The 25710-nt window shown below is 69.2% G+C and carries 23 protein-coding genes; 15 read left to right on the top strand and 8 right to left on the bottom strand.

The genetic code is table 11. From position 1 onward, the window contains the following. The first annotated feature begins 11 nt into the window (after nucleotides 1-11). The 9 genes from ACIRRY_RS08415 to ACIRRY_RS08375 all read left to right on the top strand — a co-directional run bounded on the left by ACIRRY_RS08415 (nucleotide 12) and on the right by ACIRRY_RS08375 (nucleotide 11688). Nucleotides 12-599 carry a hypothetical protein gene (locus ACIRRY_RS08415; protein WP_403969249.1) on the top strand — a complete coding sequence of 196 codons (588 nt, stop codon included), beginning with the start codon at nucleotides 12-14 and terminating at the stop codon, nucleotides 597-599. A gap of 440 nt (nucleotides 600-1039) precedes the next feature. Beyond that, the gene (locus tag ACIRRY_RS08410; protein ID WP_403969246.1) at nucleotides 1040-2197 is read left to right on the top strand and encodes a mandelate racemase/muconate lactonizing enzyme family protein; all 1158 of its coding nucleotides are present in this window, start codon (nucleotides 1040-1042) and stop codon (nucleotides 2195-2197) included. Next, complete coding sequence (locus ACIRRY_RS08405) at nucleotides 2194-3198, top strand: zinc-binding dehydrogenase (protein WP_403969243.1); 1005 nt, start codon at nucleotides 2194-2196, stop codon at nucleotides 3196-3198. The genes ACIRRY_RS08410 and ACIRRY_RS08405 overlap by 4 nt, the downstream gene beginning before the upstream one ends. 121 nt (nucleotides 3199-3319) lie before the next feature. Continuing rightward, the gene (locus ACIRRY_RS08400) at nucleotides 3320-4294 is read left to right on the top strand and encodes a hypothetical protein (RefSeq protein ID WP_403969240.1); all 975 of its coding nucleotides are present in this window, start codon (nucleotides 3320-3322) and stop codon (nucleotides 4292-4294) included. A 250-nt stretch (nucleotides 4295-4544) separates the two neighbouring features. Beyond that, a complete protein-coding gene (chvE, locus tag ACIRRY_RS08395) occupies nucleotides 4545-5654 on the top strand; it encodes a multiple monosaccharide ABC transporter substrate-binding protein (RefSeq protein ID WP_403969237.1) in 1110 nt (369 codons plus the stop codon). A gap of 46 nt (nucleotides 5655-5700) precedes the next feature. Continuing rightward, complete coding sequence (gene mmsA / locus ACIRRY_RS08390; RefSeq protein ID WP_403969234.1) at nucleotides 5701-7251, top strand: multiple monosaccharide ABC transporter ATP-binding protein; 1551 nt, start codon at nucleotides 5701-5703, stop codon at nucleotides 7249-7251. Next, nucleotides 7248-8492: a multiple monosaccharide ABC transporter permease gene (mmsB, locus tag ACIRRY_RS08385; RefSeq protein WP_403969231.1), complete on the top strand. Its 1245-nt coding sequence runs from the start codon at nucleotides 7248-7250 to the stop codon at nucleotides 8490-8492. Before mmsA ends, mmsB begins: the two co-directional genes overlap by 4 nt. Before the next feature lie 148 nt (nucleotides 8493-8640). Beyond that, a complete protein-coding gene (locus tag ACIRRY_RS08380; protein WP_403969228.1) occupies nucleotides 8641-9795 on the top strand; it encodes an aldose epimerase family protein in 1155 nt (384 codons plus the stop codon). A 180-nt stretch (nucleotides 9796-9975) separates the two neighbouring features. Then, nucleotides 9976-11688 carry a pyridoxal phosphate-dependent aminotransferase gene (locus tag ACIRRY_RS08375; protein ID WP_403969227.1) on the top strand — a complete coding sequence of 571 codons (1713 nt, stop codon included), beginning with the start codon at nucleotides 9976-9978 and terminating at the stop codon, nucleotides 11686-11688. Between the two features lie 54 nt (nucleotides 11689-11742). On the opposite strand, the gene ACIRRY_RS08370 is transcribed toward ACIRRY_RS08375, so the two are convergent. The 3 genes from ACIRRY_RS08370 to ACIRRY_RS08360 form a co-directional block, all read right to left on the bottom strand. Further along, complete coding sequence (locus tag ACIRRY_RS08370) at nucleotides 11743-13350, bottom strand: methyltransferase (protein WP_403969225.1); 1608 nt, start codon at nucleotides 13348-13350, stop codon at nucleotides 11743-11745. Between the two features lie 54 nt (nucleotides 13351-13404). Then, complete coding sequence (locus tag ACIRRY_RS08365) at nucleotides 13405-14613, bottom strand: 4-hydroxybenzoate 3-monooxygenase (RefSeq protein ID WP_403969223.1); 1209 nt, start codon at nucleotides 14611-14613, stop codon at nucleotides 13405-13407. 109 nt (nucleotides 14614-14722) lie between these two features. Continuing rightward, nucleotides 14723-16066 (bottom strand): DUF3500 domain-containing protein, encoded by a 1344-nt coding sequence (locus tag ACIRRY_RS08360; protein ID WP_403969221.1) that lies wholly within the window; start codon nucleotides 16064-16066, stop codon nucleotides 14723-14725. A 184-nt stretch (nucleotides 16067-16250) separates the two neighbouring features. Here ACIRRY_RS08360 and ACIRRY_RS08355 point away from each other — a divergent pair, with 184 nt between their 5' ends. Then, the gene (locus tag ACIRRY_RS08355) at nucleotides 16251-17225 is read left to right on the top strand and encodes a catalase (RefSeq protein WP_403969219.1); all 975 of its coding nucleotides are present in this window, start codon (nucleotides 16251-16253) and stop codon (nucleotides 17223-17225) included. 58 nt (nucleotides 17226-17283) lie between these two features. Here ACIRRY_RS08355 and ACIRRY_RS08350 read toward each other — a convergent pair whose 3' ends face one another. Continuing rightward, the gene (locus tag ACIRRY_RS08350; protein ID WP_403969217.1) at nucleotides 17284-18627 is read right to left on the bottom strand and encodes an MFS transporter; all 1344 of its coding nucleotides are present in this window, start codon (nucleotides 18625-18627) and stop codon (nucleotides 17284-17286) included. Nucleotides 18628-18682: 55 nt separating this feature from the next. Between ACIRRY_RS08350 and ACIRRY_RS08345 the strand changes: the two genes are divergently transcribed. From ACIRRY_RS08345 to ACIRRY_RS08335, 3 genes are all read left to right on the top strand, one after another. Further along, nucleotides 18683-19441, top strand: a complete 759-nt coding sequence (locus ACIRRY_RS08345) for an AraC family transcriptional regulator (RefSeq protein ID WP_403969215.1) — start codon at nucleotides 18683-18685, stop codon at nucleotides 19439-19441. A gap of 83 nt (nucleotides 19442-19524) precedes the next feature. Continuing rightward, a complete protein-coding gene (locus ACIRRY_RS08340; protein ID WP_403969213.1) occupies nucleotides 19525-19848 on the top strand; it encodes a hypothetical protein in 324 nt (107 codons plus the stop codon). Nucleotides 19849-19982: 134 nt separating this feature from the next. After that, nucleotides 19983-20453 (top strand): hypothetical protein, encoded by a 471-nt coding sequence (locus tag ACIRRY_RS08335; protein ID WP_403969212.1) that lies wholly within the window; start codon nucleotides 19983-19985, stop codon nucleotides 20451-20453. A 97-nt stretch (nucleotides 20454-20550) separates the two neighbouring features. On the opposite strand, the gene ACIRRY_RS08330 is transcribed toward ACIRRY_RS08335, so the two are convergent. Further along, nucleotides 20551-21543, bottom strand: coding sequence for an ArsR/SmtB family transcription factor (locus tag ACIRRY_RS08330; protein ID WP_403969210.1), 993 nt, complete (start codon nucleotides 21541-21543; stop codon nucleotides 20551-20553). A 260-nt stretch (nucleotides 21544-21803) separates the two neighbouring features. Here ACIRRY_RS08330 and ACIRRY_RS08325 point away from each other — a divergent pair, with 260 nt between their 5' ends. Further along, on the top strand, nucleotides 21804-22586 hold the full coding sequence (locus tag ACIRRY_RS08325) for an intradiol ring-cleavage dioxygenase (protein WP_403969209.1): 783 nt from the start codon (nucleotides 21804-21806) through the stop codon (nucleotides 22584-22586). A gap of 84 nt (nucleotides 22587-22670) precedes the next feature. Here ACIRRY_RS08325 and ACIRRY_RS08320 read toward each other — a convergent pair whose 3' ends face one another. After that, entirely contained in the window at nucleotides 22671-23327 is a 657-nt protein-coding gene (locus ACIRRY_RS08320) for a DUF4360 domain-containing protein (RefSeq protein ID WP_403969207.1), read from the bottom strand. 268 nt (nucleotides 23328-23595) lie between these two features. Between ACIRRY_RS08320 and ACIRRY_RS08315 the strand changes: the two genes are divergently transcribed. Beyond that, nucleotides 23596-24435: an intradiol ring-cleavage dioxygenase gene (locus tag ACIRRY_RS08315; RefSeq protein ID WP_403969205.1), complete on the top strand. Its 840-nt coding sequence runs from the start codon at nucleotides 23596-23598 to the stop codon at nucleotides 24433-24435. A gap of 168 nt (nucleotides 24436-24603) precedes the next feature. Here the strand turns inward: ACIRRY_RS08315 and ACIRRY_RS08310 are convergent, their stop codons facing one another. Continuing rightward, nucleotides 24604-25161, bottom strand: a complete 558-nt coding sequence (locus tag ACIRRY_RS08310) for a TlpA family protein disulfide reductase (RefSeq protein WP_403969203.1) — start codon at nucleotides 25159-25161, stop codon at nucleotides 24604-24606. Further along, complete coding sequence (locus ACIRRY_RS08305; RefSeq protein WP_403969201.1) at nucleotides 25158-25631, bottom strand: RrF2 family transcriptional regulator; 474 nt, start codon at nucleotides 25629-25631, stop codon at nucleotides 25158-25160. The genes ACIRRY_RS08310 and ACIRRY_RS08305 overlap by 4 nt, the downstream gene beginning before the upstream one ends. Between the last annotated feature and the right edge of the window lie 79 nt (nucleotides 25632-25710).

Below are 25710 nucleotides of genomic sequence, written 5' to 3'. Positions count from 1 at the left end.
AAAGAATCTGCTTGCACGTCTCGGACGGTGACGGTGTCGGGCTCGGGGCCGAGGTCGTCGGGTCCGACGTGGGGGCGTCCGTCGAGCCGGTCGAGGTCGTGGCCGTAGAGGAAGAGGACGTGTTCACGCCCGTGCCCGTGCTCGCCGAGCGGCCCGACCTGCCGAGGTTCTTGTCGTCGCCGTCGGGGGACTTCGACGCCGAGGGAGAGGCCGACGAGGACGCCGAGGGATCCGGTGATGTCGTGCCCGTGCCCGTGCTCGTGCCGGTGCCGACGGTCTTCGTGACGTCCAGCGGCTCCGCCGTCCTGCTCGCCTCAGCGTCCGCCCCGCCCTCCGCGGACGCGCCCGGCGACGCGGACCTCGGGATCGAGAACGGCGCGTCCGTGCCCAGCTCCGCCAGACTCAGGCCGCCCGCCGCCAGTAGGAAACCGGCCGTTATAAGGAGCACCCGGCGACGGCGCCGGCGGTGTGCCGCGGCCTTGCGATCGCGACGGCTCGCGCTCGCCGTACCGTCCGGGCTCTCGACGTCGTCACCGATGTCGCCGTCCGCGTCCACCCGGCCGCGCCCCCCGTTCCGCCGCCGCGCGGCACGCCCCTGAGGCTCGCCGCTCCCGGCGTCCTCCCCAGGTTCGTCCTCGTGTACGTCGGCGGGCGCGGCGGCAGGCGGATGCGGGTGCGCGTCGACTCCGCTCAGGTCGGCGTGAGTCGGCTCGGCTGGTGTGCCGCACCCCGGGCACGCGAGGGCGCCGTTCAGGTGTCGGCCGCAGGGGTGGCAGTAGTCCATGTCGCGGGAAGACTAGGTTCCTCACAGGTAACGTTCCTAGTCACGCCTGTGAAAGTTGTGTAGGGACGTGGCGGGAAACGACAAGAATCGACACGAACCGACACGGCCGTTCGGTACGCCGGTCGCATCGCTTGCCGAAACCGTTACGCGTTCGACCCATTGACACCCCCGCCCCGCCGTCCTTACTGTCTGCCCAGCATTTCGAACGTGAGCCGATATTTCGAACAGCACCGAAGAGCACAGGGGGCAGCTGCCGTGCGCATCACGGGAATCAGTACGCACGTGGTCGGGACGCCATGGCGCAATCTGACGTACGTCCAAGTGCACACCGACGAGGGCGTCACCGGCGTCGGCGAGACCCGGATGCTGGGCCACACCGATGCGCTCATCGGTTACCTGCGTGAGGCCGAGGCAAACCACATTGTCGGCTCCGACCCGTTCGCCTTGGAAGACCTCGTACGCCGGATGAAGTACGGCGACTACGGCCGTGCGGGCGAAATCGTCATGTCCGGCATCGCCGTGATCGAGATGGCCTGCTGGGACATCAAGGGCAAGGCCCTCGGCGTGCCCGTGTGGCAGTTGCTCGGCGGCAAGGTCACCGACAAGGTGAAGGCGTACGCGAACGGCTGGTACACCACCGAGCGGACCCCGGAGGCCTATCACAAGGCCGCGCAGGGGGTCGTCGAGCGGGGCTACAAGGCCCTGAAGATCGACCCGTTCGGCACCGGGCACTTCGAACTCGACCACGAGCAGACCCTGTACGCCGTCTCCCTCATCGAGGCCGTGCGCGACGCGATCGGTCCTGACGCCGAGCTGATGCTGGAGATGCACGGCCGGTTCTCGCCGTCGACCGCGGTACGGCTCGCCCGTGAACTCGCGCCGTTCAAGCCCGCGTGGCTGGAGGAGCCGGTCCCGCCGGAGAACCTGAAGGCGCTGGAGAAGGTCGCCGCCAAGGTGGACATGCCGATCGCCACGGGTGAGCGCATCCACGACCGGATCGAGTTCCGCGAGCTGTTCGAGAGCCAGGCCGTCGACATCATCCAGCCCGATGTCGGCCACATCGGCGGCATTTGGGAGACCCGCAAGCTCGCGGCGACCGCCGAGGCGCACTACGTCCTCGTCGCCCCGCACAACGTCGGCGGGCCGGTGCTCACCGCCGCCTCGCTCCAAGTCGGCTTCTCCACGCCGAACTTCAAGATCCTGGAACACTTCAACGACTTCGCGGACGCCGACATCAAGAAGGTCGTCAAGGGCGCCCCGCAGGTGATCGACGGCTACTTCCACCTCTCCGACGCGCCCGGTCTCGGCGTCGAGCTGGACACCGACGCGGCGGCCGAATTCCCGCAGCAGCAGGCCCGGTTCGACCTCTGGGCGGACGGCTGGGAGCAGCGCAAGCCGAAGGGCTCGAAGTGAGCACGGCGGTCGTCATCGCGGCACCGGGCGAGCACCGGCTGACCGCGCACGAGCCGCGCCGGCCGGACGCGGGTGAGGCGCTGGTACGCGTCCACGCGGTCGGCATCTGCGGCAGCGACCGCGAGGTGTACCAGGGCAACAGGCCCGAGGGGTACGTCCGTTACCCCCTCACCCCGGGCCACGAGTGGTCCGGCACGGTGGAGGCGGTCGGTGCCGGGGTGCCGTCGACTCTGGTCGGCCGCAAGGTCGTTGGCGAGGGCTTCCGCAACTGCCAGGTCTGCGACCGCTGTCACGCGGGTGAGACAACGTTGTGCTCGGCGGGCTACGAGGAGACCGGGTTCACCCAGCCCGGCGCGATGGCCGCCACCCTCACCCTCCCGGCCCGGTTGCTCCATGTCCTCCCGGACGAGGCCGACTTGACGGCGGCGGCGCTGCTGGAACCGGCGGCCTGCATCGCTGCGGCGGCGCTCAAGGCGAACCCGCGGCCGGGTGAGCGGGTCGCCGTGGTCGGCACCGGAACGCTCGGCATGTTCGCGATCCAGTTCCTCAAGGCGCACTCCCCCGCCGAACTCCTGGTGGTGGGATCGCGCCCGGACCGCGCGGCCCTCTCGGAACAGTTCGGCGCCACGGACTTCCGTACCAAGAACGAACCCCTCCCGGACGACTTCGACGTGGTGATCGAGACCGCCGGCTCGGCGGACGCGGCCCGTACGGCCACCGCGCTGCTGAGACGCGGTGGCCGCCTGGTCCTCACCGGCATCCCGGCGCCGGGCGCGGAGGGTCTCGACCCGACCGATCTCGTCGTACGGCAACTGGAGGTGCACACCGTCTTCGGAGCAGCGCCGGACGCCTGGGCGCACACGGTGCGGGTGTTCGGGGCCGGGTTGCTCGATCCGCTTTCCCTGGTCACCCATGAGCTGCCGCTCGCCGAGTTCCCGCAGGCCATCGAGCTGGTGGGGTCCGGCGATCCCAAGGTCGGCAAGGTGCTGCTGCGGCCGTAGGAAACCCAAGCCGTACGTCGGCACGGGGTGTCCTGACCACCCCGTGCCGGCGTACCACCACCGTCTTTCCGTACCCCGAGCCGCGAACCTCGTCCGAAATACCGAACGCGAAGGACAGTAAGTGACCGACACCGCCACGGCAGCCCGCCGGCCCGGGGAGCAGGCGCTCTCCGCGCTCGGCCTGGGTGCGCCCGCCCTCGATCCGGCCGACGCCTCCGCCCACACGTTCCCCGGCGGCGGTCGCTGGCGCACCGAGATCCCCTCCTGCGAGGGGCCCGAGGCGCTGGCGGTCATCCTCAAGGAGTCCTCGCGCCTCGATGTGCCGATCCACCGGATCAGCCAGGGCAGTGGCGTGTGGATGCTGACCGACGCCGAGATCACCGAGATGGTCGAGGCGTCCGGTGAACGTGACATCGAGCTCTGCCTGTTCACCGGTCCGCGCGGGACCTGGGACATCGGTGGCTCCGTACGGTCCGACTCGCGTGGCGGAGGTCTGCGCGCCCGGGGTCATGACGCGGTCGCCGGATGTGTCGAAGACGCCGTGCGGGCAACGGAGTTGGGGGTCAAGTGTCTGCTCGTCGCCGACGAGGGGGTGCTGTGGACGCTGCACCGGGCGCGGGTGGCGGGGATCATCCCGGCCGACACGACGCTCAAGGTCTCGGCGCTGATCGGTCCGGTCAACCCGGCGGCGTACGCGGTGTACGAGCAGTTGGGTGCCGACTCGTTGAACGTGCCCAGTGATCTGACGCTGGATCACCTCACCGAGATCCGGCGGGTGTCGGCGGCTCCGATGGACATGTACATCGAGGCGCCGGACGACCTGGGTGGCTACATCCGGATGTACGAGGTCGCGGAGCTGATCCGCCGCGGCGCCCCGCTCTACCTGAAGTTCGGCCTCTCCAAGGCCCCCGGCATCTACCCGTGGGGCACCCACCTCCGCGACGTCACCCTCGACACGGCCCGCGAGCGGGTCCGCCGGGGCCGACTCGCCCTCGACCTCCTCGCCCGCCACGGCGCGGACGGCGACATGGCTCCGCTGGGGTCCAGGTTGCCGGGCGCTCTCAACCGCTTCCCCGCAGAGAGTGCCACGAACTGACCGTTGGGGGCTGCGGGTGCGTGGGGGCTGGTCACGCAGTTCCCCGTGCCCCTGATAAACGCAGCCCCAGTTACCAAGGCACCCCGCATCATCCACACCTCTTCAACACCGCCCCGCTTCCCAGGGGCGCGAGGAACTGCGCGACCAGCCCCCACCGGGGCCGCACCGCACAACACAACCGGCACCACCCCGAACCACCCCCAAGCACTCGCTGCACCTCTCAACGACGAGAAGAATGAGGCCAGTTCACATGCGCATCCGCAGAAGCGCCCTCCCCCTGATAGCCGGCGCCGCCACCCTCGCGCTGACCCTGTCCGCGTGCGGCCAGAGCGGCTCGGGCGGCAGCAAGGAGAAGGAGAGCAGCGCCAAGGGCGGCACGATCGGCATCGCGATGCCGACGAAGTCCTCCGCGCGCTGGATCTCCGACGGCAACAACATGGTCAAGGACCTCAAGACCAAGGGCTACAAGACCAAGCTGGTGTACGGCGAGGACGACCCGGACACCCAGGTCTCCCAGATCGAGAACATGATCACCCAGGGCGTCAAGGGCCTGATCATCGCGGCGATCGACAACAAGTCCCTGAACAACGTGCTCCAGGAGGCCGCGGACGCGAAGATCCCGGTCATCGCCTACGACCGCCTCATCCTCGGCACGAAGAACGTCGACTACTACGCGTCCTTCGACAACACCAAGGTCGGTGTCCTCCAGGCCACCTACATCGCCAAGAAGCTCGGTCTGGACGCCGGCAAGAAGGGCCCGTTCAACATCGAGCTGTTCGCCGGCTCGAACGACGACAACAACACCAAGTACTTCTTCAACGGCGCGATGAGCGTGCTCCAGCCGTACATCGACCAGAAGGTACTGGTCGTCAAGTCCGGTCAGACCGCGCTGAACAAGGTGACCACCCTGCGCTGGGACGGCACCAAGGCGCAGAACCGCATGGAGGACATCCTCACCGGCTCCTACAAGAGCGGCCGGGTCGACGCGGTGCTCTCGCCCTACGACGGCATCTCCATCGGCATCCTGTCCGCCCTGAAGTCGGACGGCTACGGCTCCGCCAGCAAGCCGCTGCCGGTCATCACCGGCCAGGACGCCGAGCTGGCCTCGGTGAAGTCGATCATCGCCGGCGAGCAGACGCAGACCGTCTACAAGGACACCCGCGAGCTCGCCAAGGTCGCGGACACCATGATCGACGACGTCCTCAACAAGAAGACGCCGCAGACCAACGACACCAAGACCTACGACAACGGCACCAAGGTCGTCCCCGCCTACCTGCTCCAGCCGGTGAGCGTCGACAAGACGAACTACGAGGACGTGCTGGTCAAGGGCGGGTACTACACGGACGCCCAACTCAAGTAAGCACGCGCCCAGTTACCCGACTCCACACTGATTGGTAGGCACGACCATGGCGGGACCCGTCCTGGAAATGCGCTCGATCGTCAAGACCTTTCCCGGTGTCAAAGCGCTCTCGGACGTCACACTGACGGTCCGTCAGGGCGAGGTCCACGCCATCTGCGGTGAGAACGGCGCCGGAAAGTCCACCTTGATGAAGGTGCTCTCCGGCGTCCATCCGCACGGCAGTTACTCGGGCGACATCCTCTTCGAAGGGGAGGAGTGCCGCTTCCGCGACATCCGGGCCAGCGAGCAGCGCGGCATCGTCATCATCCACCAGGAACTGGCGCTGGTGCCGTTCCTCTCCATCGCCGAGAACATCTTCCTCGGCAACGAGCACGCCACGCGCGGACTCATCAACTGGAACGAGACCCTGCGGCACGGCACCGAACTGCTGCGCCGGGTGGGCCTGAGCGACCACCCGGAGACCCGGGTCGCCGACATCGGCGTGGGCAAGCAGCAGCTCGTGGAGATCGCGAAGGCACTGTCGAAGAAGGTGAAGCTGCTCATCCTGGACGAGCCGACGGCGGCGCTGAACGACGAGGACAGCGGCAAACTCCTGGATCTGATCCTGGAGTTGAAGAAGCAGGGCATCACCTCGATCATCATCTCCCACAAGCTCAACGAGATCCGCAGGGTCGCCGACTCGGTGACGATCCTGCGCGACGGCCGCTCCATCGAGACCCTCGACGTGAAGGCGCCGGAGACGACCGAGGAGCGGATCATCTCCGGCATGGTCGGCCGCGACCTCGACCACCGCTTCCCCGAACGCACCCCGTACGAGGGCGAGTCCGAGGCGGCGCCCGCGCTGGAGATCCGCGACTGGACCGTGTTCCACCCGATCGACCAGCAGCGCAAGGTAGTTGACGATGTGTCAATAAATGTGCGCAGGGGCGAGATCGTCGGCATCGCCGGACTCATGGGCGCCGGCCGCACCGAACTCGCGATGAGCGTCTTCGGACGCTCCTACGGCCGCTACGCCGGCGGCACGGTCCTCAAGGACGGCCAGGAGATCCGCACGAAGTCGGTCGCGGAGGCCGTCGGCCACGGCATCGCCTATGTCACGGAGGACCGTAAGCACTACGGCCTCAACCTCATCGACACGATCAACCGGAACATCTCGCTGGCCGCCCTGAACAAGGTCGCCAAGCGCGGTGTGGTCGACGAGCAGGAGGAGCGGCAGGTCGCCGAGCGGTTCCGCAAGTCCATGAACATCAAGGCGCCGACCGTCTTCGAGCCGGTCGGCAAGCTGTCCGGCGGCAACCAGCAGAAGGTCGTCCTCAGCAAGTGGATCTTCGCGGGTCCCGAGGTGCTGATCCTGGACGAGCCCACGCGCGGCATCGACGTGGGCGCCAAGTACGAGATCTACACGGTGATCGACCAACTCGCCGCCGAGGGCAAGGCGGTGGTCTTCATCTCCTCCGAACTGCCGGAGCTGCTCGGCATGTGCGACCGCATCTACACGATGGCGGCGGGCCGGCTGACCGGTGAGGTGCCCCGGGCCGAGGCCACGCAGGAAGTGCTGATGCGCCAGATGACGAAGGACAAAGAGGTAACGCGATGAGCACGGACGTCACCGACAAGATCCCGGCCGCGGCACCGCCGGGCAAGGACGGATCGGGCGCGGGCGGCGGCCTGTTGCAGCTGATGCTGGACGGCCTGCGGCGCAACATGCGGCAGTACGGCATGCTGATCGCCCTCGGTCTGATCGTGATCCTCTTCGAGGTCTGGACCGGCGGGGACCTGCTGCTGCCGCGCAACGTCTCCAACCTGGTGCTGCAGAACAGCTACATCCTGATCCTCGCGATCGGCATGATGCTGGTCATCATCGCCGGGCACATCGACCTGTCGGTCGGTTCGCTGACGGCGTTCGTGGGCGCCTTCGCGGCGGTCCTGATGGTCAATCACCATGTGGCGTGGCCGGTCGCGTTGGTGCTGTGCCTGCTGATGGGCGCCGTGGCGGGCTCGGTACAGGGCCTGTTGATCGCCTACGCGGGCATACCGTCGTTCATCGTCACCCTCGCCGGCATGCTGCTCTTCCGCGGCCTCACGGAGATCCTCCTCCAGGGCCAGACACTGGGCCCCTTCCCGGGCGGCCTGCAGAAGATCGGCAACGGCTTCCTGCCCGCGGTCGGCCCGAACACCAACTACCACAACATCACGCTGCTGTTGGGCCTCGTGATGATCGCCGCGGTGGTGTGGCAGGAGGTGCGCGACCGGCGCCGGCAGCAGGAGTTCTCGCTCGACGTGGCGCCCACGAAGCTGTTCCTGCTCAAGCTGGTCGCGATCGTCGCGGCGATCCTCTGGCTCACCATGCTGCTCGCCAGCTACGACGGCGCGCCGATCATCCTGATCATCCTCGGTGTCCTGGTGGCCGGTTACGGCTACGTGATGCGCAACACCGTCTTCGGCCGCCACATCTACGCGATCGGCGGCAATCTGCCGGCCGCGAAGCTGTCCGGCGTCAAGGACAAGCGCGTCACCTTCCAGGTGTTCCTGAACATGGGCGTGCTCGCGGCCCTGGCGGGTCTGGTGGTCACCTCCCGCCTCAACGCGGCCTCGCCGAAGGCGGGCGACGGCTTCGAACTGGAGGCCATCGCCTCCTCGTTCATCGGTGGCGCGTCCATGAGCGGCGGTGTCGGCACCGTCCTCGGCGCCATCATCGGCGGTCTCGTCCTCGGCGTGCTGAACAACGGCATGAACCTCCTCAGTGTCGGCACCGACTGGCAACAGGTCATCAAGGGCCTCGCCCTGCTGACCGCGGTCGGCTTCGACGTGTGGAACAAACGCAAGTCCGGTTCGTAACGGAAGCTCCACTGGTCGATCGGGATTGGCTGCGGGTCCGTTGTGGCTGGTCGCGCACACGCGGCGGTAGCCGCATATCGACACAGCCCCGCGCCCCTTGGGCGCGGGGCCCAGTGGAGCCCCCTTCAACGCACAAGGGAGCCGCTCTATGGAACTGAACAGACGCACGGTCATTGCAGGAGCCGCGGCAGCCGGTATCGCCGCGAGCGCACTCGGTACGGGTACGGCGCAGGCGGCCTCGGGAGGCAGAAAGCCCGTGAAGGAACTCTTCGGCACCCTCGCCGACGGCAGCAAGGTCTACCGCTGGTCCCTGGAGAACGGCGGCACCCGGCTCAAGGTGCTGTCGTGGGGCGGAGTCGTCCAGTCCCTGGAACTCCCGGACCGGCACGGCAAGTACGCCAACGTGTCCCTCGGCTTCGACAACATCGCCGATTACGTGGCGAAGACCCCGTACTTCGGCGCGCTGATCGGCCGCTACGGCAACCGCATCGCCAAGGGCCAGTTCACCCTGGACGGCAAGAGCTACCAGCTGTCCGTCAACGACGGGGTCAACAGCCTGCACGGCGGCACCCAGGGCTTCGACAAGCACATCTGGGACGTGGAGGGCTTCACCTCCGGCTCCGACGTCGGCCTGCACCTGCACTACACGAGCATCGACGGCGAGATGGGCTACCCCGGCACCCTCAAGGTGAAGGTGACGTACACGCTCAACAAGCACGGCGACTGGCGCATCGACTACGAGGCCACCACCGACAAGGCCACGGTCCTCAACCTGACCAGCCACGTCTACTGGAACCTCGCCGGCGAGGGCAGCGGCACCATCGAGAACCACCAACTCACGATCCCCGCCGCCCGCTACACGCCCACCGACTCGGGGCTGATCCCCACGGGCGAACTCGCCAAGGTCTCCGGCACCCCCTTCGACTTCCGCAAGACCAAGCCGATCGGGCGCGACATCCGGGCCGGCCACGTCCAGCAGGTGCAGGCCAAGGGCTTCGACCACAACTGGGCCCTCGACAAGGGCATCACCGCGAAGCCCGAGCACGCCGCGACCCTGCACGACCCGCACTCCGGCCGCACCCTGAAGATCGCCACCGACCAGCCGGGGCTGCAGTTCTACACCGGCAACTTCCTCGACGGCACCCTGACCGGCACCGGCGGCCACACCTACCGCCAGGGCGACGCCCTGTGCCTGGAGACCCAGCACTTCCCGGACTCGCCGAACCACGCGAACTTCCCGACGACAGTGTTGCGACCTGGTCAGACGTACAAGACGTCGACGATCCACACGTTCAGCGCGTGAAGCCTCACAGCTGACGCCTGGTTCGGACCCGGGGTTCCCGAACTCACACCATTTTCTCATCCGTTGAACAGCGCCACACCCGCCTCCGTATTGATGGGTGGCCCGTGCTCCCCCGCGCGGGCCACCCAAGACGACGGGCCCGGTCGTCCCCGCCGGGCCCGCCTTCATACGGAGGTTCCATTGGCCGACTCCAACGTCACCTCGCTGTTCCGCAGTACGGCGGCGCACAGCCCGTCGATGGCAGCGCTGGCGCGTGAGAGCGACGGCACCGGCCCGGTGGACTTCTGTATCCCGTGCAACCCGTACTTCCCCACCCCCGCCATGTTCGACGAGATGGCGGCGCGGTTGCGCGAGATCATCACGTACTACCCGAGCAGCGCCGACACCATCACGGCCGAGCTCTGCAATCTGCTCCAACTCCCGCCGAGCTGCGTCGCGATGGGCAACGGTTCCACCGAACTGATCACCTGGATCGACCACTTGATGGTCCGCGAGTCCCTCGCCATCCCCGTCCCCACCTTCGGCCGCTGGACCGACCAGCCCATGGAGACCGGCAAGCGGGTCGACATGTTCCCGCTCCAGGAGTCCAACGGCTTCGTCCTGGACCTCACGCAGTACGCCGAGTTCATCCGCAAGCGCAACACCAAGGTCGCGGTCATCTGCAACCCGAACAACCCCGACGGCGGCTTCCTGCACAAGCAGGCGCTCGTCCAGTTCATGGACGCGATGGCCGACCTGGACCTCGTCATCATCGACGAGTCGTTCCTGGAGTTCGCCGACGCGGAGGTCGAACCCAGCGTCGTACAAGAGGCGATGCTCCGCCCCAACGTGGTCGTCCTGCGCAGCCTCGGCAAGAACTTCGGCCTGCACGGCATACGGTTCGGCTACCTCGTCGCCAACCCCGCCCTCGCCGGCCGCATACGCTCCATGCTCCCCAAGTGGAACCTCAACGCCTTTGCCGAGCATGTGGTGTTCATCCTCAAGGAGCACGGCGCGGAGTACGCGCAGAGCCTCCAGCAGGTGCGCCGCGACCGGCTCGACATGGCGAGCCACCTCTCCGCGCTGCCCGGTCTGACGGTCTATCCGTCGCAGGGCAACTTCCTCTTCGTACGCCTCCCCGTGGGCGCCGAGGGCACCGTGGTCCGGGACCGGATGCTCACCGAGCACCGCATCCTGGTCCGTGAGTGCGGCAACAAGATCGGTTCGTCCAGCCGCTTCCTGCGGCTCGTGGTGCGCCCCCAGACGGACGTGCGTCGCCTGGTGTCCGGTCTGGAACAGGTGCTCTACGGGACCAGGAGGGGAGCCGCCGTACCCGAGCTGGGTACAGGGACCAACTACAGCTCGGGTACGGCGGCCGTGGACCGCCTCGTCGGGGCGACGAACGGGGCGGGGATGCAGAACCTCGCCGCGCAGGCGCTCCTCGGCACCGGGACCTCCGGGGTGGGCATGCCGATGCAGGTGCCGATGCCCGCGGCGGCTCAGATGCCGATGCAGCCTCAGCCGGTGCCCATGCAGGTTCCCCAGCCGCAGCCCCAACAGCCTCAGCCGCAGTTCCAGCCGATGCCGATGACTGCGATGGTCGACCAGTCCAACGGGGTGGGGATGCCGATGCAGGCGGTTGCGCAGATGCCGCAGCAGATGGCGCAGATGCCTCAGCAGGCGCCTCCGCAGATGGTTCAACAGCAGCAGCCCTACGGCGTGCCGGCGCCCGCGCCCATGCCTCCGCAGGGGCCGACGCCGACCGGTGTGCCTGCGCGTAATGGGCTTACGGCCGCGCAGGTACGGGGCGCCACCAGTCCCAACGGAATGCAGAATCTTGCGCCCGCGCCGGCGACTGGGTGGCCCAATGCTCAGAGTTGGCCCAATGCTGCGGGGATGGGGCAGGCCGGATAGGTTTCGTTGCCGGGTGCGGGTGCGTGGGGGCTTGTCGCGCAGTTCCCCGCGCCCCTAAAGGGAGTTGGCCCTGACGGCGTTGAGGAGCGAGGCTCCCAGCGGTAGCGGGTGGCAGTCCTGCACCTCGAAGCCCGCCTCCGCCAGCAAGCGGCCGTAGTGCTGCTCGCTCCGCTCCCTTCCTCCCACGTTGCACAGCATGTGGACGTCCCATGCCACCGCTGTCGGGGTGGGCAACAGGCGTTCCACTACGAGGAGTTGGGTGCCGGGGCGCATGGCCTCGGCGCACCTGCGGAGGATCGTCAGGCAGCGGTCGTCGTCCCAGTCGTGGAGGACTCGGGAGAGGAGATAGACGTCTCCGCCCTCCGGTACGGACTGGGTGAAGTCGCCGGCGACGAAGGAACAGCGGTCGGGGAGTTGGGTGCGGGCCGCTTCCAGGGCGCCGGGGCGTTCGAAGAGGACGCCCTCCAAGTGGGCGTGGGTCCGCAGGAGTCGGGCGAGGAGCGCGCCGTTTCCGCCGCCCACGTCGACCACGCGCCGTACGGCCGAGAAGTCGATCAGGGTCGGTACCGGTGTGAACATCTCGGCGCTCGCCGCCATCGCCCGGTGGAACAGGCTTCCCAGTTCCGGGTGTTGGGCGAAATACGCGAAGTGGTGCTGGCCGTGGCGGTGGGCGAAGGCCTCCTCGCCGGTGCGTACGGCGTGGGTCAGGCCGGTGAAGGAGTCGTAGAACGGGCCGCCGTAGAGCTGTGCCAGGGGGTGGAGGGAGAACTCCGTTCCGGTGCGCAGGGGTTGGCCGGTGGCGGTGAGGTGGTAGGTGCCGTCGGCGGAGGTCAGCAGGCCCAGCGACGTGAGGTAGCGGAGCAGGCGGCGTAGCGCGTCGGGGTGGGTGGCGGTGAGGTTGGCCAGGGTGTCGGCGTCGAGGCCCGGGTGGTCTGCCAGGTGGTCGGCGATGTTCAACTCGGCCATCGTGGCGACCGCTTGGGTGGCCCAGGCGCCGGTCATCACGCCGAGCAGCGCGGCCGTGGGGTCGGGCAGCGGGTCGTGGCGGCCGGGGAGGCGGAGTTCGAAGCGGCGGTGGGTGGTGGTGCGGTGATAGAGGACGGTGACGTTCTCGTGGCCGTTGTAGCCGCCGCCGTCGGGGACCGCGCCGCCGCGTTCCTGGAGGAGGAGCCGTAGCCCGGCGGGGACGACCGGGCCGGGGGCGGTGACCGCGAAGGCGTGGTGCGACTCGTGTTCCGCCTCGCGTTCGTCGGCGGCCACGGCCTCCAGCGCCGAGTCGGGGGCCACGGGCAGCGCGAAGATCTCCACGCTGCGGGTGCCGACCGCCACGTGCACGATGCCCACCGGGATGTCGGCGAGCGCCGGGCCGTAGCGGCGGGTGAGGCGGTCGCGGACGACCACGCTCGGGGTGATGTCGCCCGGTTCGAGGCCGAGGCGGCGGAGTTCCTCGCAGAGGCCGTCGAGAGAGTCGGGGAAGACGAGGACGGCGGTGTGGTCGAAGACCAAGTGCCGTGCCACGTCCGACCGTTCGGCGGAGGTCAGGCCCGGGAGCAGTTCGGCGAGGACGTCGTCCGTGTCGTGTGCTTCGACGTAGACCGCCGCGCGCTGAATGCGGGCTACGTCGGCTTCGGCGAGGCGCGCCTGTACGACGGGGAAGTTCATGAGGGGGTTCCCGGTGATCGTGGGTGGGGACGGCAGGCGGGAGACGGGACGGGCTCAGATGCCGGTGTAGTTCTCGGCGAAGAAGTCCTGGTGCGCGCGGGAGGTGCGCAGGCTGTCGAGGCGGGCGTACTGGAGCGCGCGCCCGTAGCGGGCGCGGGCGTCGACGATGTGCTCGGTGTCCTCGGCGGTCGGGCCGTGCAGCAGGCCGCTCATCCAGTGCGAGAACTCGTGGGCCCGCCAGACGCGGGGCAGACAGTCGGCGGCGTACCGGGCGAGGTCGCTCTCGTCGTCGCGAGCCAGCGCCGACGCCAGTGCGCGGGCGAGGCGTTCGGCCTGGAGTACGGCGAGATTGGCGCCCTTCGCGGCGGAGGGGCTGATGAGTCCGGCCGCGTCGCCCGCCAGCCAGAGGCGTCCGGCGCCGGGGCTGTCCAGCACGTCGGAGCGCAGCTCGACGGCCGTCTTCTCCAGCACGGGTCCGTCCTTGAGCACGCCGAACTCGTCCGTGCGGAACCGGCTCGCCAGCTCGGTCCAGATCCGGTCCGTGCTCCAGTCGGCGGGATCGGTGCCGGGCGGGCACTGGAGGTAGTAGCGGGTGACGGTCGCCGTACGGGCCATGTGGCCGGCGAATCCCCGTTCGTGCAGGGCGTATCCGACGGCTTCGAGGCTGGGCGGGGCCTCGACCAGTACCGCGAGCCAGCTCACGCCGTGGTCCCAGCGGGCGGTGCGGGTGCCGTGTGCGGCCATGGTCGCGCGGGCGACTCCCCGGTGTCCGTCGCACCCGGCGACATAACGCCCGGCCACCTCCGCACCGTCGGCGACCCGGACCCGGCCGTCCTCGGTGATCTCCTCGACCTCGGTGTCGAAGCGGACGTCGCCGCCGCGCCGGAGGTACTCGGCGAGCAGGTCCCGCACCAACTCCTGCTGGGGGTAGACGGTATGGACCTCGCCGCGCCCCAACGCGCCGTAGTCGAGGGTGAATTCACCCCGCTCGCTACGGAAGAGACAGGTCTGGTGGGTCCATCCCCGGGCCGACAGCCCGTCCGCGAGCCCGTGTCGGGTGAGGACGCGCACGGAGTGGGCGGCCAGGAATCCGGCTCTGGCCCGCCCCTCCACCGCCTCGCGTCCGCGCCGTTCCAGGATGACGCAGTCGATGCCGCGGTCCAGCAGCAGGTTCCCCAGGACGAGCCCCGCCGGGCCTGCCCCGACGATCACCACCCCGGTCCGCGTCTCGGTCCGCGCCCCGGAGTCGAATCGTTTCCCCACAAACACCCCTGATCTTGCTTTTTCGGCCAAGGGGTTTCATATCAGCAAGACCGCGGTGATGAGGAATCCATAACGACTAAATAGCGCTTAAGGCCCAATCAGGCATATGTCAGTGGTCGTTGTCCAGGTGCAGCTTCAGCAGGTCCACGCCGTAGTCGCCGCCGTTGGGGGTGCGGATGATGGTGTGAATGTGCTGCTGGGTGGGGGTGCCGTTAGGCCCGCCCATTCCCCCCTTGGTTCCATACGCGAGCGGCGACTGGGCGTCGTACTCGATGAGCACGACCGGGCTGTGCGCGCGGTAGTAGAAGGCGGAGGAGTCCTTGGTCTCGCCGATCCAGTAGAAGTAGGTGGCGTCGAGGTGGTCCTCGACCTCGGCCATCCTCACCTCGGCGTGGCCGTCGTTCATGTTGCCGACGTAGACGCGCACGAGGTCGAGGAGGTGCTGCCGCTGCGCGCTGCTGAACTCCTTTGCCACGAGCCCCTGATAGGCGAGCTTGGCGTTGTCCTGGCCGGCGCCCGCCTTCATGTTGTCGCCGGCCTTCTTGTCGCTGGAGATCACCTTGGCGCGCTGGGCGGCGGTGAGCGAGCGCAGCAGGGTGAGACCGGCCGTGGTCTCGGGCTTGAAGAGGGTGATCTTCTCGCCCTTGTAGGTGGCGGAGGTCGGTTCGGAGCCCATGAAGGTCGGGGTCATCACGACCTGGTCGCCGAGCACGAAGAAGTTGATGGCCACGTGGTGGCCCTCGTACTGGAAGCCCCACGGCTCGGTGGTCGACGGCGTCCCCATGAAGGTGAAGAAGTACGCGCCCTCGGTGAGCGTGTCCCGGTTCCCGCCGCTGTAGTCGCCGAGGAAGGCGTTCAGCTTCATGATGTTGCGGGTCTGGGTGAGCCCGTCGGCGGAGAGCGCGGCGCCGAGCAGCGCGTAGCCCAACTCCCGCTTCTTGGCGGTGACATCGCCCATCCGCACACCCTTGCGCTGGTACCCGTCGAAGTTGCTCCAGGCCAGCCACTCGTCGTTGTCGACGTCGAAGGTGCAGGACTTGCGTTCCTTGGCGCTGAGCCCGTCGAGGAAGGCCTGCGCGGCCTTGACGATCCCGTCCGTCGAGACGTCCGTGGAGTGGATCGAGTACAGCTCGTCGGTGACCTTGCCGTCGGTGGTCAGCCCCTTGAAGTCGGCGTACTTGACCTCGCTCTGCCCGGGACCCATGCCGCTGCCCCCTCCCCCGGGCCAGCCGGACGGCATCACGCCGGTGGGCATACCGCTGCCGCCGGGGCCGCCTGAAGGGGCGCCGTTCGGGGCGCCGGAGGACGAGGACGCGGTGGCCGTGTCGGAGGCGTCCGACGAGCAGCCGGTCATGGTCGCCACGGCGGCGACTCCGCCGGCGAGCAGCGCCTTGTTCATGAACCAGCGGCGGCTGCGGTCGGCTTCGGGGGTGCGGGGGCGGTGTCCGTGCATACCGGCCAACCTCCCGCACCAACCTGAGCGGAACCTGAAGCCCCGTCCAGCGGCCTGACCAGCGCCAACCACCTCATCAGCAGCCTGTGAGCACGGTGAGCGCGTCCGAACCGGCCTGGTTCACGGATGCGATGATGCCGCCATGCCACCGTCACCGCAGGAATCCTCGGTTACCGAAGACGGAATGACCGCGGCTCAGGCCGTCGACCGGATCGAAGCCGCCGCGCATCCACGCCCGCACGATCGCCGTCTGCACGCACGCGGGGCCGTCTACGACGCGCGGTTCGTACCCACCGGCCAGATCAGCACATGGACGACGGCCACCTGTCTGACCGCCGAGGCCGACGCGGTGATCCGGTTCTCGAACGGCTCGGGCAACTTCGCCGCCGACGACCGGGCGCGGGGCGTACGGGGGATGGCGGTCAAGTTCCTTGAGGGGGACGGCAGTAGCGAGGACGCCAAGGCCGTCATGGATCTGGTCGCCGCGAACTTCCGGGTCTTCCCGAGCCACAATCCCGAGGGGTTCGTCGAGCCCATCGAGGCGCTCAGGAAGGCCGGCACGGAGGGCGGGTTCGCGGACCGGGCGAAGCGTAAGCTCGCGGCGGCCGGGAAGTTCGCCACCGTCCTGGCCCAACACCCGGAAAGCCGGGGCGCGTTGAAGTCCTTCGCGGGACAGCGGGCGCCGGTGAGTTTCGCGACCACGCGCTACGACGGGCTGCACGCCTTCGTGCTGGTCGACGAGTCGGGCGTACGCCGTCCCTTCCGCTACCGCCTCGTGCCCCAGCTCGGCGAGGTCGAGATCGATCCCGCGTACGCGGAGACGCCGGCCCCGGACTTCCTCATCGGTGAGTTGGACGCGCGGCTCGGCACCGGGCCGGTCACCTTCACCGTGGTGTGCCAGTTCACGGAGCCGGGCGACCCGACCCACGACCCCTCGCAGGCGTGGCCGGAACACCGCCCCCTCATCCCGGCCGGCCATCTGCACGTCACGGCCCGCTCCCCGCGCGAGGACCACTGGCAGCACCAGGTCTTCGACCCCACCCGCCTGGCCCCCGGCGTAGCGGCGTCCGACGACAGGATGCTGTCCTTCCGCCGCCACGCCTACTCCGTCTCGGCGGAACGCCGACTCGCTCCCTGGACGATCGATTCCCGGCACTGAGCTGGTCACGCCGGCGATGATGCAGGCTGTGCTCGGCTTCCCCTCCGAGGCGCCAGTTCTATGGTTGGTGTGCGGCTTCGGGACGCGTCGGTGGGGATGGCGGCTGTGCCGAGGTGACGGTGTAGCGCCAGAACGGTCGGACGAGCAGTGCGCCGGCGATGACGACGATCACGCAGAGCAGCGAACTGCCTGTCCACGCGACGCCGAGACCGGTGGCGGAGGCCATGGCGCCGGCGCGTAGGTCTCCGAGGCGCGGACCGCCGGCGACGACGACGGTGAAGACGCCTTGCAGTCGGCCGCGCATGGCGTCCGGTGCGTAGGTCTGCAGAATCGTCTCGCGGTAGACCGCGCTGACGAGGTCCGCCGCTCCGGCAGCGGCCAGCAGGGCCGCGGCCGCGAGGAGGTGGTGGACGGTGCCCGCGAGGGCGATGGCCGCCGCCCAGGCGGTGACGGCGATGGCCAGCGCCCGGCCTTGGCGGCGCACTCGTCCGATCCATCCGCTGAACAGCCCCGCCGCGACCGACCCGATGGCGATGGCCGAGTACAGCAGTCCCACTCCTCCGCCGAAGCGCAGCTGTGCCGCTTCCGGGAACAGGGCCGTCGGCATGGCCAACGTCATCGCCGCGATGTCGACCGCGAAGGACATCCAGAGCACGGGGGCGGCGGCGATGAACCGCAGCCCGTCGAAGACCGAGCGCAGCCCGCCGGTCCGGGCCCCCGAACCGGTCGGCAGGATCGGGGGCAGGCCGACGGCCGAGTACAGCAGGACGGAGAACAGCACGGCGTCGGCGCCGTAGGCCCAGCAGTAGCCGTTCGGCAGCGAGATCAGGAGGCCCGCCACAAGCGGGCCGGCGACCTGCCCGACATTGCCGGCGGTGAAGTACAGCGTGTTCGCGGCGGGTACCAACGGGGTGGGAACGATGCGGGGAATGATCGCGCCCCGGGCGGCGGACGACACGGCGAAGGCGCCGGCCTGGACGGCGACGAGAGCGAGGATGAGGGGCACCGAGCGCAGGTCGGCGAGCGCCTGGAACAGCAGGGCGAGTGTGATCACCCAGGTGAGGCAGGCCGACGCCAGGTAGAGCGTACGGCGGTCGAACCGGTCGGCGATGGCGCCGCCGTACAGGCCGAAGACCACGAGCGGGACGAGGCCGGCCAGTCCCGTCAGCCCCACGGACAGCGACGACCGCGTCAGCGCGTACACCTGTACCGGGATGGTGACGCCGGTGACCATGGTCCCGATGTACGCCGCGCCCTGCCCGATCAGCAGGCGGCGGAAGACGGGGTGCGCCAGCGGGCGGGTGTCGAGGGCGACACCGCGCAGACCGGAGGCCAGCCGGGTTCTCAGCGGCGGCGGGGCGGCGGGAGGAAGATCACGCGGGGTGTCGGACGTCGTGGACATGGTCATCACGCTGTCAGGACCGCACGGTGCGCCGCTTCCGTTATTCTGCCGTCGTATGTCGGAAAACGGTCAGGCGGAGAAGGCGGCGGAACCCAGGGACAGCACCCATGCCCACCTCGCGGGTGACGTCATCGGCCGTCACCAGCATGGCTATCACCAGCTTCTCTACGTCAGCGCCGGTGTGCTGGCGGTGCAGACGGGCGAGGCTTCCTGGGTGGCGTCCAGCGCGCGTGCCGTGTGGCTTCCGGCGGGCATCTGGCATCAGCACCGGGTCCACGGGCACAGTTCCGTACACACGCTCGGCTTCGCCGCCCACGACATCCTGCTGAGGTCCGAGACGCCGGTCGTCGTGGCCGTGGACGCGCTGGTACGCGAACTGATCATCGCGTGCAGTGAACCCGCCCTCCCGCAGCAGGAGGCACGCCACCTGCGCGCCGTCCTGCGGGACCGGCTGCGGCGAGCCCCCGTGGAGCCGTTGACGCTGCCCGTCCCCGGCAACTCCCTGCTGCGGCAGGCGTGCGCGCTGGTGACCGACGATCTGCGGCAGCCGCGGACCGCCGCCTGGCTCGCGCGGAGCATCGGCGTGAGCGAGCGCACCCTGGCCCGGCTGTTCAGGAGCGAGTTCGGCATGACCTATCCGCAGTGGAGGACCAACGTCCGGGTGTTTCAGGCCATGGTGCTGCTGGCGGAAGGAGCAAGTGTCAGCGAAACGGGACGACAGTGCGGATGGGCCACGACCAGTGCGTTCATCGACACGTTCAGCCGCACCATGGGCCAGACACCGGGAACCTATCGCGTCGCACCCGGTGGGTGAATTCCCGAGCCAGGCTGCGTGAGCCACAGGCCGGCTCGACCTCGAACAGCATCGAGGACGCACCCCCGGTCATCGCCCGCGTCATGCAGCGAATCCTCGCGACAGCCGCCGCGGTCCGGCACAACGATCACACCGGACAGCCCGTCCTGCGCTCCCTGACCGACCATGAGCACCGACCCCTTGGAATCGATCATCCAGGCCGGGCCTCCCCCGCGCGGGCCGACCGGCGTGAAGACGCCGAGCCGGTCCTCGATCGCCTGGGCCGCGTCCAGTCCCGCCTCGTCTGGAGCCCGGCCCGGTCGGCCGGCACCGCCCTGGGGCACGCGGCCGTCCTCATCGGCCGCCTCACCCCGCGCGAGGCACACGACGTCCTCCATTCACACCTGGCGGGCCTCGGGGCCCCTTGATTGCGTATCCGTCGAATGTCCCGTCCGCCCGGTGCCGCCCGCCCCACGATGGGGCGCGAGGCGAACGGCCGTTCGCCTCGCGGAGCGGAACCAGGACACGGAGGACGGCAATGTACTTACTCCGGACACAACCGATGACCAGAAAGCTGGCGGGACTCGTCGCGGGGGCGGGTCTGGTGCTCACCATGTTGCTGGGCGCGGCACCGGCGCACGCGGCGCAGACGCCCGACTCGGCTTCCCCCGCGGTCAGTTCCACCGCGCAGTACACGCCGGCGAGTGCGCTGGCGAACTCCCCGGGCATCTCACCGGCCGCCGAACGCATTCGGTACGTCGACACCGACACCTACGACTGCCCGTACGAGCGGCTGTGTGCCCGCGTGTGGGACCCGAACGTCGGCAGGTACAAGGTGTTCGACCTGTACACCTGCCGCACCTACTCGCTGTCCTACTGGGAGGGCGCCGGCGGCTTCTACAACAACCAGACCACCGGCACGGTGGCCCGCTTCTACAACGGGAGCGGCGTGGACGTCCACGACTCGACCGCGTACAGCGTCGCCCCCGCGGGCTGGAACTGGTCCCCGATCTGGAAGATCAAGAACTGCTGACCCACGGCACCGCGCACCTCACGTCACCGCAGGACACCGCGCCCGCCGCACGGCCGTACCCCGGCCCGCGGCGGGCGCCCATGCCGCACCCCCCTCCTCACACCCCCCAGTTCCCGTTCAGCAACGCCTCCCCCAACCCCGTGCGCCGATGCAGCATCCGATGCCCGTCCCGGAACGAGCCGACCAGGCCCGCCTCCCGCAGCACCGTGGCATGGCGGCTGGCGTTGGCCGGTGAGAGATGGAGGGCGGCGGCGATGCCACTGGTCGACATCGGGCGGCCGAGCAACTCCAGCACGCGGGCCCGGGTGGGGCCCAGCAGCCGGTGCAGGCCGGGTGCGCAGCCGGGCTCGGCCACCGTGAGGCAGCCCGGCGCGAGTGCGAGCGGATACACCAGGACGGGCGAGAGTTCGCGGGCGGTGAGCGCGACGGGCTGCCGGACGCAGAAGAAGGACGGGATCAGGGTCAGCGGGCGGCCGTTCAGCTCCAGGCCCCGGTCGAAGGGGTAGCCGCACTCGACCCGGCCGTCCCGCCAGGCCAGCAGGTCCGGCTGGTAGCTGCCCAGCAGCCCTTCCGCCCCCGCCGCCAGCGCCGAGTCGGCACGTCTGGCCAGATCCGTGCCGACGGCCCGGTCGATGACCGTCCGGTACGGCGCCACGGCCACCTCGTGATAGGCGCGCACCGCCGTCCCCAGCCGACGCAGTGTCTCGCTCCCGCCCTCCGCGAGCCGTCGGGCGGCCGAGGGCATCGGCCGGTCCGGGTAGAGCCGGGCGAGTTCGTACCGTAGGCGGCTGCGGGGAGTGGAGAGGACCGCGTCCAGTCCGGTGTCCGGGTCGGAGGTGCCGCGGCCGGGGGTGAGGAAGTCCGGGAAGTAGGAGGCGCACGGGTTCACCTCGATCAGCGCCCGGGTCGTCCGGATCAGCCCCGCTCGCCCGAGGTCCTCGCGCACCTGTCTGCGCCAGGGGTCGAAGACCAGGGCCGCGTGCCGGTTCTGGAGCAGGTGGAGGCTGAGGACCACCTCCCACATGAAGTCGCTGCCCGTCGCCACCCGCAGCCGACTGAGGTCGTCCGTACCGAAGTCGATACGCAGCATGTCCCCACGCTCCCCGTGATACGTCCGCCCCCAGGACATACCGTCGGGGCAGACGGGCGGGTGAGGGCGGACGGTTCCGGAGGCGACAGGAGTTGTCCGAATAACTGCGGCACCGACGCGCCGCCGCACACGGCCCGGACCGCCCCCCTCGCCCCGGATACGCTCCCCCCAACTCGCCTGGCTCGCAATTAACTTGACGGACCGTCACTTTGCCGTTCGCACAGGCGGGCAACAGCTTGCGTTTCTAAGGTGCCGTGTCCATGACAGACTCCACGAAAGACCCGACCGGAGCCACCCCCACATCGGTCGGACGCCGTACCGTCCTGATCGCCACCGGCACCACGGCCGCCGTACTGGCCGTGGGCGCCGCCGCCCACTCCCCCACGAGCACCAGCACCGCGGACGCGACCCCCGCCGCCGCGGCGGCGGTCTGCACCCTCACCACCGAGATGACCGAAGGCCCCTACTACCTCGACGGCGCCCTGGTCCGCACCGACGTCACCGAGGGCAAGGCCGGCATCCCGCTCAAACTCGCCCTCACGGTCGTGAACAACAGCACCTGCGCCGTCATCCCGAACGCGCTCGTCGAGATCTGGCACAGCGACGCGCTCGGCGAGTACTCCGGCTACGTCGGCAACAACGGCCACAGCGAACCGGACGACGGCACCTTCCTGCGCGGCGGTGTCCTCACCAACGCGAGCGGACTCGCCAACATCACGACGATCTACCCCGGTTGGTACCGAGGCCGCTGCATCCATATCCATGTGAAGGTCCACACCGGCGTCACCCTCACCTCGGACGGCTCGTTCACCGGCGGCAGCGAACTCCACACAGGCCAGCTCTTCATCGACGAGACCATCACCACGGCCGTCGCCAAGCTCTCCCCGTACTCGACCAACACGGTCACCCGCACCACCCTCGCGCAGGACTCGGTCTACGACGACGGCGGCGCCGCGTCCGGCCTCATGACCCTGACGGCGCTGGGGAGTTCGACCTCGTCCGGCTACACGGGCACCCTCACGCTCGGCGTCCGGCAGAGCTGAGCCGACACTCCCCACGAACGAAAGGGGTGGCCCGCGGTGCGACACGGGCCACCCCTTCCTCATCTCACTTCATCCCACCTCAGGTCACGAGCCCGGGCAGTGCTGCCACGCCATGTGGTAGATCGTGCTGATGTCGCCGTCCGTCGAGTCCATCGTCATGAAGCTGACGGCGCTGGACGACGAGGAGCCGGCGGCGACCCGAAGCTCCGTGTTGATGTTGAAGTTGCGCTGAACTCCACAGGGCGCCCAGACCAGTTGGGCCCAGTCCGTGCTGTCGGTGGCCTGCCAGTTGTCGTCGTAGGGGCCACTGAAGGGGTGGTTCTTGGAGACGGTCGCCGACGAACCCTGGAAGTAGTACGAGGCCTTCTGCGCGCCGCTCGCGCCGCGCTGGAGCGAGGCGAAGCCCCGGTAGTCGGCGCTCGCGATGGCGTACGTGAAGCCCGACGGGACATGCACGACCAGGTTGAGCTGGCAGTTCTTGCGGAACGCCGTGGGGTCGGAGTTGCCGCCGACCTGGGCGAGATAGGCGCTGTAGGTCACCGTGAAGGCGGTGTTGTCCTCGGAGACGGCGACCGCGGTGGTGCCCTGCGGGCAGCCGGAGCCGTTCACCGTGGCGACGTTGATGACGATCTTGTCCGGGGGCGGGTCGTCGAACACGGGTGAGGACGAGTGCTGCGCGGACGGCAGCGCGGTGGCGAGCAGTGCGGCGACCGCACCACTCAGGAGGAGCCCACCAGGCATGGTTTCTCCTTGGGGTTGGGGGGTGGCTGCGCCCCAAGTCTTTGAAGAACCAATGAAGTTCCTGTGAAGACCGACGGCGCGCTCGCATCGTAGGAAGCCGCACAGGAAACGGTCAGGGTGAACTCAAGCCATTCACAGACGCGTCTTTCACACTCTCTCCACAGTGTGTGAACTCTGTTGAAATAAAGGCCTGTTGACCGATCCGTCCCCAGGTGCTTCACAGCCGCACATCAAGGAATCCTTCAGGTTCGACCGTAACTTCCCTGCCATGACGGGAAACACGGAGAACGGCCCCCAGCTCGATCAACAGCCCGCCCGGCATCGCCGGGCCAAGGGCGTCCAGCGTCGCCGGATCCTGGTCGGTGGCGGCACCGTGGCCCTGGCGGGCGGCCTCGCGGCGGCCGGCCTCGCCTCGGCCGACACACCGAGTACCAGCACCGGGACCTCGACGACCACGGTCACCACCGACGCGTCCGCCTCGGCCACGAGCGGCGTCTGCACCCTCACCGCCGAGGTCACCGAAGGCCCGTACTCGCTCGACGGCGCGCTGATCCGCGAGGACATCCGGGAGACCAAGGAGGGCGTCGAGGTCCAGTACACCTTCACCGTCGTCGACCAGGACAACGACTGCGCGCCGCTCGCCGACGCCCTCGTCGAGCTCTGGCACTGCGACGCGCTCGGCGAGTACTCCGGGTACGTCGGCAAGAACGGCCACACCGAGGACGACGACGGCACGTTCCTGCGCGGCGGCCGGATGACCGACTCCAACGGTCAGGCCACGCTCATCTCCATCTGGCCGGGGCACTACGTCTCCCGCGCCGTCCACGTCCATATGCGGGTGCACACGGACGTGACGCTCGCCGACGGCACGTACACCGGCGGCACGGTCGTCCACACCGGCCAGTTGTTCTTCGACTCGGACCTCAACGAGGAGGTACAGGCCAGTTCGCCGTACTCGGACAACACCACCGCCGAGACGGTCCTCGCCGACGACTCGATCTACGACGACAACGGCGCCGCGTCCGGCCTGCTCACCCTGACCGCGCTCGGCACGAGCGTCTCCGACGGCTACACGGCCACCCTGACCGTGGGCGTCGGCACGAGTTGATCTGGAGGCAGATGAATCGGACGTACTGACCGGCTGCCGCCCCCCGGCGGACTCGGACTCGGTCCGCGCCCCCACCGCCCTCTCCCGGCGATCGGCGCGGACCGAGTACGCCCGGGCGGCAGCCCATGTCCCGCACGGGACGACCAACACCGGCGTACTACGTCAGTACTACGTCGGCAGCAGCGGCTCGACGATCTTCGCGAGCTGGTTGCGCGTCACCGCGCCCATCCTCGTCGCCGCCACCTTCCCCGCCCGGTCGATGACGATCGTGTAAGGCAGCGCCTGCGTGTTCACCAGGCCGCGCGGCAGCCGCAGCGCCTGCTTCGCCGCGGGATCGTGCAGCGACGGATAGGCGAGATGGTGGTCCTTCTGGAAGGCGAGCCCGGCGGAGCGGTTCCCGTCGTTGTCGAGCCCCAGCACCTGAAGCCCGCGCCCGCCCCAGGTCTCCTGCACCAGCCGCAACTCGGGCGCCTCCGCCCGGCACGGGCCGCACCAGGACGCCCAGGCGTTGATCACCACCACTTTGCCGCGATACCCGGACAGCCGGATCGCGTGCCCGTCCAACGACGTCCCCGCCAGATCCGCGACGGCCGGCCGCCTGCCCTCCGCGAAGGTCCGGGTGAGCGGATCCCCCGGGGTCGCGGTACTGGCCGGTGCCGGGGAGGAACAGCCGGCGAGCACCGCGCAGACGGCCACCGCCGCCGCGCCGGTACGTCGAGTCGTCACGGGTTCTCCCAGGCCGCCGGTTCCGCCGCCAACCGCCGTACCGGATCCGGCAGTTCGTCCGCCGCGATGTCCGCGAGCGTGACGCCCTCCAGGATCTTACGGACGTTGGCGCGCAGGGCGATCCACAGGGGGAGGAGGGGTTCGGCGGAGCCGGTGTAGGCGAGGCCGGTGGGGCGTTCGCCGCGGACCGAGACGATCGGGCCGTCCACCGCGCGGATGACGTCCGCGACGGTGATCTCGGTCGCGGCACGGGCCAGCCGGTAGCCGCCACCCCCGCCGCGCCGGCTGTCGACGATCCCGGCGCGCCGGAGGTCGCCGAGAATTCCCTCCAGAAATTTGTGCGGGATGTCCTGCGCGGTGGCGATGGTCTCGGCCTTCACGGGGCCGTCCGCCGCAGGGGCGTCGGCACCCCGTACGGCGAGCTCCAGTACCGCCCGTACCGCGTAATCCGCCCGTGCCGAGATCCTCATGCGTCCATTGTGGGCCGTTCCGCCATAGAGAATGACCCCGCACGACGGCCTCCCGGGACGACCACGGAAAATGGCTTCG

Source organism: Streptomyces sp. NPDC101776, assembly GCF_044766845.1.
Taxonomy (GTDB): Bacteria; Actinomycetota; Actinomycetes; order Streptomycetales; family Streptomycetaceae; genus Streptomyces.
The sequence above is the reverse complement of the archived record's forward strand: the minus strand, read 5'-3'. Positions and strand labels throughout refer to the sequence as shown.